At 53.7% G+C, this 8,119-nt stretch carries 10 protein-coding genes and 1 pseudogene; 3 read left to right on the forward strand and 8 right to left on the reverse strand.

Annotated features, from left to right (window positions below):
• Positions 1 to 472 precede the first annotated feature (472 nt).
• Positions 473 to 664, forward strand: a complete 192-nt coding sequence (locus tag ACF8AM_RS08930; protein WP_392555303.1) for a hypothetical protein — start codon at positions 473 to 475, stop codon at positions 662 to 664.
• Positions 665 to 764: 100 nt separating this feature from the next.
• On the opposite strand, the gene ACF8AM_RS08935 is transcribed toward ACF8AM_RS08930, so the two are convergent.
• From ACF8AM_RS08935 to ACF8AM_RS08945, 3 genes are all read right to left on the reverse strand, one after another.
• A complete protein-coding gene (locus ACF8AM_RS08935) occupies positions 765 to 1,109 on the reverse strand; it encodes an immunity 22 family protein (protein WP_392555304.1) in 345 nt (114 codons plus the stop codon).
• A 174-nt stretch (positions 1,110 to 1,283) separates the two neighbouring features.
• Complete coding sequence (locus ACF8AM_RS08940; RefSeq protein ID WP_392555305.1) at positions 1,284 to 1,871, reverse strand: SMI1/KNR4 family protein; 588 nt, start codon at positions 1,869 to 1,871, stop codon at positions 1,284 to 1,286.
• Positions 1,872 to 1,982: 111 nt separating this feature from the next.
• Positions 1,983 to 2,456, reverse strand: coding sequence for a hypothetical protein (locus ACF8AM_RS08945; protein WP_392555306.1), 474 nt, complete (start codon positions 2,454 to 2,456; stop codon positions 1,983 to 1,985).
• 917 nt (positions 2,457 to 3,373) lie between these two features.
• Here ACF8AM_RS08945 and ACF8AM_RS08950 point away from each other — a divergent pair.
• Together ACF8AM_RS08950 and ACF8AM_RS08955 are read left to right on the forward strand one after the other, a co-directional pair.
• The gene (locus ACF8AM_RS08950) at positions 3,374 to 3,553 is read left to right on the forward strand and encodes a hypothetical protein (RefSeq protein ID WP_392555307.1); all 180 of its coding nucleotides are present in this window, start codon (positions 3,374 to 3,376) and stop codon (positions 3,551 to 3,553) included.
• Between the two features lie 68 nt (positions 3,554 to 3,621).
• The gene (locus ACF8AM_RS08955; protein ID WP_392555308.1) at positions 3,622 to 3,768 is read left to right on the forward strand and encodes a hypothetical protein; all 147 of its coding nucleotides are present in this window, start codon (positions 3,622 to 3,624) and stop codon (positions 3,766 to 3,768) included.
• Positions 3,769 to 3,953: 185 nt separating this feature from the next.
• Here the strand turns inward: ACF8AM_RS08955 and ACF8AM_RS08960 are convergent, their stop codons facing one another.
• From ACF8AM_RS08960 to ACF8AM_RS08980, 5 genes and pseudogenes are all read right to left on the reverse strand, one after another.
• Positions 3,954 to 4,640, reverse strand: coding sequence for an ankyrin repeat domain-containing protein (locus ACF8AM_RS08960; protein ID WP_392555309.1), 687 nt, complete (start codon positions 4,638 to 4,640; stop codon positions 3,954 to 3,956).
• A gap of 110 nt (positions 4,641 to 4,750) precedes the next feature.
• Positions 4,751 to 5,086: a hypothetical protein gene (locus tag ACF8AM_RS08965; protein WP_392555310.1), complete on the reverse strand. Its 336-nt coding sequence runs from the start codon at positions 5,084 to 5,086 to the stop codon at positions 4,751 to 4,753.
• Between the two features lie 283 nt (positions 5,087 to 5,369).
• Positions 5,370 to 6,101 carry a hypothetical protein gene (locus ACF8AM_RS08970; protein ID WP_392555311.1) on the reverse strand — a complete coding sequence of 244 codons (732 nt, stop codon included), beginning with the start codon at positions 6,099 to 6,101 and terminating at the stop codon, positions 5,370 to 5,372.
• 219 nt (positions 6,102 to 6,320) lie between these two features.
• Positions 6,321 to 7,682, reverse strand: coding sequence for a transposase (locus tag ACF8AM_RS08975; protein ID WP_392555312.1), 1,362 nt, complete (start codon positions 7,680 to 7,682; stop codon positions 6,321 to 6,323).
• Positions 7,683 to 7,740: 58 nt separating this feature from the next.
• Positions 7,741 to 8,070 (reverse strand): annotated as a pseudogene (locus ACF8AM_RS08980) (hypothetical protein); the annotation flags it as partial.
• Positions 8,071 to 8,119 lie beyond the last annotated feature (49 nt).

An 8,119-nucleotide genomic window follows, 5' to 3' on the forward strand; every position in this document is an offset into this window, starting at 1 on the left:
GTGAGCGAGGGACCATGCGCCGGATCAGGGGAGTCCCTCGCTCACGCATCGGGTTGTGTAGAAAAGAGGCAAACGAACGTTGGGTGTCATCCAACTTCTGCACTTCATGAAGATCCGCCACTACGGCTGGATGAGCGGGAACAGCAAGGTGAAAGTCGAGGAGGTGAAATGGTTGTTGTGGCTGATGCTTGGCTGAGCTTTCTGGCTAAGCAGCGGCTACGCGCCAAAAGATGAACCACTGACCGTGCCAATGAAGTGTCGCCAGTGCGGCGGTGTGATGCGAGTGATCGAGGTCAGCTACACATCGTTGTGTTCGCAGGGCATCCGCCCCGAGCATGGGCTGACTTACTACGACAGTGGGTAACGCATGAACCGGGGAAGTGAAATGACCGGTCGAATTCGAACGTCTTCGGGAGGGCGAAGGAGGACGGTACGTCGCGACAGCAATCTCTTGCCTCCAAACCACCGGGCAGTGAATCTCAATCGATGCAATCAACGGCCGATTCAACACAACCAGGACCCGAGCACCTGGCCAACCACCGAAGAGTTGCAATTGGAACGAACCGAAGCCTTCACCGGATGGCAAGAATCAGAAGCAAAGAACAAGGACGAATGGGCGAGTGACTCGGCGTCCATCACCGGGCATCTTGAACAGAGGACTTGAGCTTCGGCTAGACGACGCGTTTTGAACCGCGACGAACGAAGCAACAGGAAAGAGAAAGTGACTCAACCGTCGCATCCACGCGAAGTCAAATCCATATTGGTTATCCGCCAGTTTGTGTCTTGTCGAAGAGAAACACGCCCAGGAACAAAAACTCGTTCGTTTCTCGAACGCCACTCGTCTTTGGATCGTAGTTGAAGTTGAACATTAACCAAATGAGACTTGACTCTGTGTAGCCGTTTGCGAATGCGACATTGCTCATCGCATCGCGGTACGAAGCCGCGTAAGATCCCCTGAGTAATTCTGGCACAGGTTTGGCCGCCCCGTCATCGGAGCAGGCAGTCTCTTGGATATCGTGGTCGTAATAGCCGAAGCGGAAGTCTGCAGAAAATTGATTGAACTCGGCATCGTCGTCATCGTAGTTTTCAGTGAAATAGTCAGCTGGCAAGGTCGTGTAGTCGACCTTTTAAAGCCAAGCAGAGACCACGTCGACATTCGGTGATGTGTAGTCCGGATAATCGTCCATTCCCATTGCAGTTTGAACCAAATATGGGGCCACCATCGAGTCGGATAGCGATAACGATCACGTGGTCGCTGCGAACGACTCACCACTTCAATAAACTCAACTCAGCGACTCACGTGCATCGTCGGGTTCGCCTTCTTCACTGTCTGGTAAATGACACCGAGCGAGGAAAGCATCAAAATCGTTGGCGAGCAAGTAGACAGAGTCGTAGGAATCATGCTTGTCTGGCAGTTTACCATCTGCACGTAGTTTCAGGTAATCATTTATCGAATCGGCCATCGCATTGAATTTCTCCTGAAACCGAGAGTCCGGCCAACGCGATCGGAATTCAGAATCAAGTGCGTACACCGCCCCTCGGTCAATCCCGGCGATCGAAAGGCAAGTAAACGCACCAAAGTGGCCGCTGCCAATCGTAATCATGTTGCGTGGCGTAATCATCGAGTCGAGCAAGCCATAGACGCTGTCCGCTGAGTGAACACCGCACATAACGTGCTCTCCGAATGGCGTTGGCTCTAGTGCGGGGCATAGAACGTCGCCCCACCAGTCACCGCATTTTTGCAGAAACGTGCGATACGGTTTGGGCAACTTGACTCCGGTCGCCTTCTCGATCTGGTAGATGTCGCAAAGCGGAGTCTCTTCCGGTGGTTCCATTCCAAGTTCCGCGAGCCGTTTTGCGTACTTATGCATGCGTGAGTCTGGATGGATGTTTCAATCGCCGAACGGTAGTGATATGCGGGCGGCGGCAGTTGATCAACCACTTCAGACCGGCGACCACCTCCGCTTAGGGTAACTCCGCATTCAGTTGTCAAAGGGCTGCTTAGTCGACGCATCAGCGGAACCGGCGGGTTTGGCAGTTTCAGGCTTCTCTGTCGGGAGTTTAACGATCAGATACTGCTTCGAATTCGTACCGAGCACCTTGATGTCAGCAGCAACCGGATCAAACCCGTCGATCTCAAATGTCAGTTTGTGTTTCCCCTCAGGAAGGTTGAACACGGGCGTGATGTCCCACATGCCAACCATCGCATGTCCAACAAAGTCACCATCAATGGAAATGCGAATTGAACGCACGCCATCTACCGGGACAATTGCATCACCGATTCGCGCCATCGGCCTCGAAGCACCACCCATTCCGCCACCCATCGACTGATGTGAATGAGGTGCGATAAAGACAATGTGAACAGTCGAGTGTCCGGATGGAACAGGATCTTCGGCAAGGCCATCGCATGGCGTAAACGCAAACAAAGCAAGAAGAACAAGAGGGAAGCGAATCATAGCGTCTCCATGTTCAATATCATTCGAGATGTGATTTCAGTCGGATAACGAATTGCGATCTATCCGCTGGTCAGGCGTTAAAAAAGCTCAACGTTGATCGTTGAGCTGACCGCCTGACTTGCGAAGCGATCGTGCGTTGAACTTTGTCGCCGCACTGGGGTGGGCGGGGAAGCGAATCAGAACTTCTGATTGGCTAGTAAGAGTCTACCAGATAGGACTCTTGGTAAGGCCGGGCAAGGACGGTTGAATCGCCGGTGGGCGTTCTTGCTCCTGTTCCTTTGCACTTTCTACCTGAGTTTGCATGTGCCAATCGTAAAAATCCTCTCCATAGGACCTTGTCCAGAACTCCCGATGTGAATCCAGCTGCTAGTCGGCATACCACCACGGGCAACTGTCGCTCTCTCGCCACATCAGTTCTTTCCAAGATGGCTTCGCCGTCGACACCTAACCAGTTAGGCACCGCGTTCCAACGCTGAAGTACTTGGCACCAGAAGTTTTCTCAGGCATTTCGCTGACGGCCGCGTTCGCGGATCGCAATGTCAGGAAGCGTTGTTCGCACCCCTGCTCATTGACTGCCGTGGCGAAAATCACAACCCGACGCGTGAGCGAGGGACCATGCGCCGGATCAGGGGAGTCCCTCGCTCACGCGTTTTGAAGTTGCGCTTTTGCGTGAGGCATTGGGTTTTTCATAACCCGACGCGTCAGCGAGGCGAAGTCAACATCGTTTTTCCCTCGCTGACGCTTCAGGTTTTGAGAAAAGCGCAACTTCAAAACTCACGCGTCGGGTTGTGAAGAAAAGAGGCAAATGAACGTTGGGTGTCATCCAACTTCTGCACTTCATAAAGATCCGTCATGACGGATGGATGAGCGGGAACAGCAAGGTGAAGGTCGAGGAGGTGAAATGGTTGGTCTGACTGATGCTTGGCTGGACGTTCTGGTTGGGCAGCGACTACGCGTCACAGGTTGAACCACCGACTGTTCCGATGAAGTGTCGCCTGTGCGGAGGGATCATGCGAGTGCTCGAGGTCAGCTACACATCGTTGTCGTCGCAGGGCATCCGACCCGAACATGGGCTGATTTACTACGACAGTGGGTAACGCATGAACCGGGGAAGTGAAATGACCGGTCGAATTCGAACGTCTTCAGGAGGGCGAAGGAGGAAGGTATGTCGCGACGGCAATCTCAAGCTCAAAACTCATCGGGCAATGAGCCTCTATCCGCTTCCATCCAACTCGTCGCCAGCGGAACAGGCACAGAGCAAACGGACGATCAGCAATTCACCTACTTCAAAACCAACCTGCCTCTTCGTTAGAGAACGCAGCGGGGGAGCAATTCCCAAGAGAGGCTCAATCAACGCCTCCCCATCTACCCCCGGGCTTCTTAAACAGAGGACTTGAGCTTCGGCTAGGCGACGCGTTTCGAACCGCGGCGAACGTAGAAAACTGAAAGAGAAAGTGACTCAACCGTCGCATCCACGCGAAGTCAAATCCATATTGGTTATGCTGCGTCGGCGTGCTTTTCGAGGAGTTTCGCCACAGCCTTTTGATTGTGCGCTGACGCGCGATCCGCCGGAGTCTGACCATTGGCATCTTGGATCGTCATGTCAGCACCGTATTTTAGTAGTTGGCGAACGGTTTTGGTATCGCCGTGTGTACAAGCCTCGTGAAGTGCCGTGCGACCATATTTGTCTGTGCAATTAGCAAGTTCTGGGCGGAGGGCAAGAATTTCACTCACAGCGTTCGAGTCGTAGCTGTAGGCAGCACGAAAAAGGCGGAGAACGTCTGTATCATCAGATTCATTCAGATCATCTATCGCTCCGTGTCCAACGAGTATCCTGCAAATCTCTTTGTGCTTGCGTTGCCCTGAATAGTGAATCGGGTTGCCATCGTCGGCAGTAACACCGGCACCGTTTTCAACAAGCACCTTAACAGCGTCGGCGTGTCCGCGATAAGCGGCGAACACGAGGGGTGTCCATTCAACATCCTCGGCTGAGCAATCAATTACCGCACCATAGTCAATTAAAAGTTGAACGACGGCCGATTGACCGCGGCTGGCTGCAACATGCAACGGTGTCAAGTTCTTTGCATCTCGAACCGCGATTAGAGTTGGGTCACTGTCGAGAAGTTTCTTTACCGCTGCAACATCACCTTGAAATACCGGTGCGAAGATCGGGTGGTTTGGCATTGGACCCTTTCAGTTAAGCAGCACAACGGAAGACATCACGGGGGACGGAGAATTGACGATCGTTTTGGAAAAATGTCGTAAGCCGTCCTCCCGTGCATGTCATGGTTCTGTCATTCTTGTTTGAATTGCGGGTTTCCGTGTGGCGCCGCCCATTCGCCGTCTGCAATTTTGACGGATTTCACGAAGGCTTCTGCGGAGTCCATGTCGAAAGTCGTAGCGAGACCTGAAACTCGAAGACGATGAAACCATTTGTGATGATGTATGATCGCGATTAACTGCTGGACATCGTCGTTCAATGTTTCGAGCGTCCATACATCGTATTTTCCAATCTTGCGGATCGGTCGCCGTGTGACCGATGTGCCTTTCATGGAGTAGGCACGTTCCATTTGCGCAAATGACGGCGTCCCCTGGGGCAAGGGGGGCACAAGTTCGACAGCAAACTCCATTGCCCCGCTGGGTGACCGCCACCGAGCGAGCTGCGGCGGCGCGATAGGCTTCGCGGGTTTGTAGGCGTCTTGATCGGGTTTCTCGACTGAGAGGAAACCCGTGCCTGTCTGCCAACGGTCTTCACATTCTGCAGTGGAAAGCGACAGCATCGAAACCGCGGCGATGGCCAGAGTGCGAGTTAGCATTTTGAATCTCATCGACAGAACGGTAAAAATCACGGGGGGGACGGGCGAACGACTTGCAAGCACATGAGAAAACGGGCCACCCGTCTTCCCGTGCATTTCATGGTTCTGCTTTCTTGATGTCTGTTTTTGAAGGCCCAAACTCGGGTGTCAAAGTCCAGCCGCGTGCCGGTTGAACGGCGATCCACGGATCAAGAGCCATTAGATCAGCGTTAAACGGGACGAGAAAGTCGCCGTTAGTTGGCGAGGAAAGTTCTCGCTCGTCATCACCGATAACAAACTTTGCACTCGCCAATTCGTCGTTACAGGATAGAGTAGCGCCTTTCGGCACCGGGAAACGGCTCTTTACCTCGTGATCTCTTGCGATTGCATCGGTAACAGAATCTACGCGTTTCATCACAGTATGGAGCGGGAACAGCGACGAGTATCGGAGACGCCAAACCCCATTGTGAAGTTCCGGGGAAACACGCATGTAAAGATTGACGGATGCCTTCAATATCAACGAGCCTTTGGGTTGGTTCGCGATGATCCAAGGATTCTCTTTTCGGAGTGCATCCGTTACCGGCAGCGTAAACTTCCCATCAGCATCGAGTGAAATCGGTATGCCACCATCCTTGGTTTGCAAAGTGATTCTGATGTCAGTTGGTTTGACGTCGGGGAAGCGACTGCGTGTTGTGAGCGAAATCGATTGTGATTTAATGCCCCCAATGTCTGTTAGCATAAGGTCGGCAGCCTTTAGCGCTACGGCGTAACGCATGCGGGCGGGAGGCTCGGCGCATGCGCTGACGGAAAGAACGCAGGAAATCGCTAAAATAAGGATGTACGTTTTCATTTAATAGCAGAACGTCGGCCGTCACCGGGCGGCGACGATTGACTGTCCATTGGCTCTTAGCCCGACTTCGCCGCTCCGGTTCATGGCGTTGTTCTGCCTTGATTGGCTAGACGGGCGGACCTTCATTTGCATTGACGTCAAACATTTCCAGAACCCTCGGAGGGTATAGCAGCCTGTTGATTTTCGCTTTGATCTGCCGCTCCCATCGAGCAGCCGCGGTCACGCGCCGAGCGAAGCCTGAAACGCCCAATTTTGATTTTGCTGGCGCTGCGAATCTGCCAGGAGGCTTTCTGGGCACGCCATAACCTCCCAGGCTGCGCAGAATCGCGAAAAAGCTCGCTCGGCGAGCACTGCTGCGTACCTTGGCTTTCCCGCGCCGACCAGTTTGCGCATGATCTGCCCGAGGTTGTACGCCATGGCGGCACTCATGTATCGCTTTTGGACCTTTTCAAGCCCCCGAAGCCATGTCCGGCGGCTACCGCCAGTGTCGCATAGATGGGCGAACGTTCGTTCCACTCGTTCACTGCGATGTCGTTGAAGTCGGCGACCACGATTCCCTTTGGTCCTGCGACGGTTCCGGCGGTAGGCTGCCTCTCGTTGAGGGGACTTATCAGTCCACGTTCGTTGGTACTTGCGGTCAGGTTCTGGAATGTACGTGCGTAGGTCGCATTCGTTCTGCAGGCCATCGAGTACGTGTTCAGAGTGGTACCCCTTGTCGGCGACAACTTCCTGAACCTCCTTTTCCGGGCAAGTCTCTCTGAGGTGAGTCTTTGCCGCATTCACGGTGTCTTCGATCGTGTGAGTGTCGCCCTGATTTCCATAGTAGACCTCCGCAGAAACGATCACTTGCGTTTCCAAATCGACTGCGTTTTCAGCTTTGTATTTCAAGTGAAAACGTCCGTCTTTCATCTTCCCGATGCGGGAATCTGGGTCGGTTGCACTCTCCCATTCATCGTTGCTCACCTTCTTCTTCGACTTACGTCCTTTATCGAACCGGCGAAGTTCTTCGTCGCTTGGATTGTCCTTTCCGGTCTCTTCGACATAGAGCTTGCGAAGATAGGCTTGCCAGTCATCGCCGTTGTCTTTGCGAACGATGCTCTTGAGTGACGCGTTGGCTTCCAGGTCAGTTGCGTCAACGCCAAGCGTCTTGCCTTTCAGCAATCCGTTCTCCGCTGTCGCTTTGAGAATCAGCTCAAAGGCGAAGCGGTGGACCTCCAATGGTAGGCGTTCCCGTGTCAACGATAACGTGCTGTGTTCGGGCGTCGCCTCATCGGGGCCAAACCCGAGAAACTTCGCAAGCGACCTGCTGTCGGCACATCTCCACGCGATCCCTCGCTGAGACGAGATGTCTTCGAAGTACCCGATGAAGATCATGCGGAAGTAAGTGCCAGGAGCGATGCCCTTGCGACCAGACTTCTCGTAGTATGGCTCGACCGCCTCTTCCAGTTGTTCGTCGAATTTGACCTCGTCAAGCAACTGGTTGAGACGATCGTAGAATGCATTCCGAGGGGCATTGCACAGTTTGTCAGCCGCCACCCAAAACGATTGCTGATGTTCGCGTTTGCGTTTTCCAAGTCCCATCGAGGCCCTCCGAGTAAGATTCGATGATCTTACCGAAATTGGTCGAAAATCAACACGCTGCTAGGTGTTCTTCGAGACGGCGACCGGGGAACACCCGCAGCCAGCGAATCGCCACCTCTTCGTCGCTCCACCGAGCACAGACATCCGGCCGATTTCGGAGGATCTGGTGCATGTGGTTGCTCATTATCGCGTACGAAAGAACATCGACAGCGAACACCGAGGCCAGAGCCTCCATCCGCCTGCGAATCCATTCCTTGCGGAACGAGTAATCCTTGCCCGTTGCCTGGTCCACACCCGCCAGAAAGGCCCGCCGCACACATCTCTGCACTACATGCACGATCCCAACTTCGCTGGAGTCAAACTGTTCGCATCGCTGAGGCCGCGGCATGGCTGAGTTCTCCCTCTCGGAACGGACTTGCAGGACAAATGAATGCTAC

Source organism: Rhodopirellula sp. JB055 (assembly GCF_043100905.1).
GTDB lineage: Bacteria > Planctomycetota > Planctomycetia > Pirellulales > Pirellulaceae > Rhodopirellula.

Excerpts from the sequence above, each read along its gene's own strand:
- ACF8AM_RS08960 (WP_392555309.1), bottom strand. The coding sequence starts at position 4,640 with ATGCCAAACCACCCGATCTTCGCACCGGTATTTCAAGGTGATGTTGCA.
- ACF8AM_RS08940 (WP_392555305.1), bottom strand. The coding sequence starts at position 1,871 with ATGCATAAGTACGCAAAACGGCTCGCGGAACTTGGAATGGAACCACCG.
- ACF8AM_RS08975 (WP_392555312.1), bottom strand. The coding sequence starts at position 7,682 with ATGGGACTTGGAAAACGCAAACGCGAACATCAGCAATCGTTTTGGGTG.
- ACF8AM_RS08945 (WP_392555306.1), bottom strand. The coding sequence starts at position 2,456 with ATGATTCGCTTCCCTCTTGTTCTTCTTGCTTTGTTTGCGTTTACGCCA.
- ACF8AM_RS08955 (WP_392555308.1), top strand. The coding sequence starts at position 3,622 with ATGTCGCGACGGCAATCTCAAGCTCAAAACTCATCGGGCAATGAGCCT.
- ACF8AM_RS08950 (WP_392555307.1), top strand. The coding sequence starts at position 3,374 with ATGCTTGGCTGGACGTTCTGGTTGGGCAGCGACTACGCGTCACAGGTT.
- ACF8AM_RS08965 (WP_392555310.1), bottom strand. The coding sequence starts at position 5,086 with ATGGAGTTTGCTGTCGAACTTGTGCCCCCCTTGCCCCAGGGGACGCCG.
- ACF8AM_RS08970 (WP_392555311.1), bottom strand. The coding sequence starts at position 6,101 with ATGAAAACGTACATCCTTATTTTAGCGATTTCCTGCGTTCTTTCCGTC.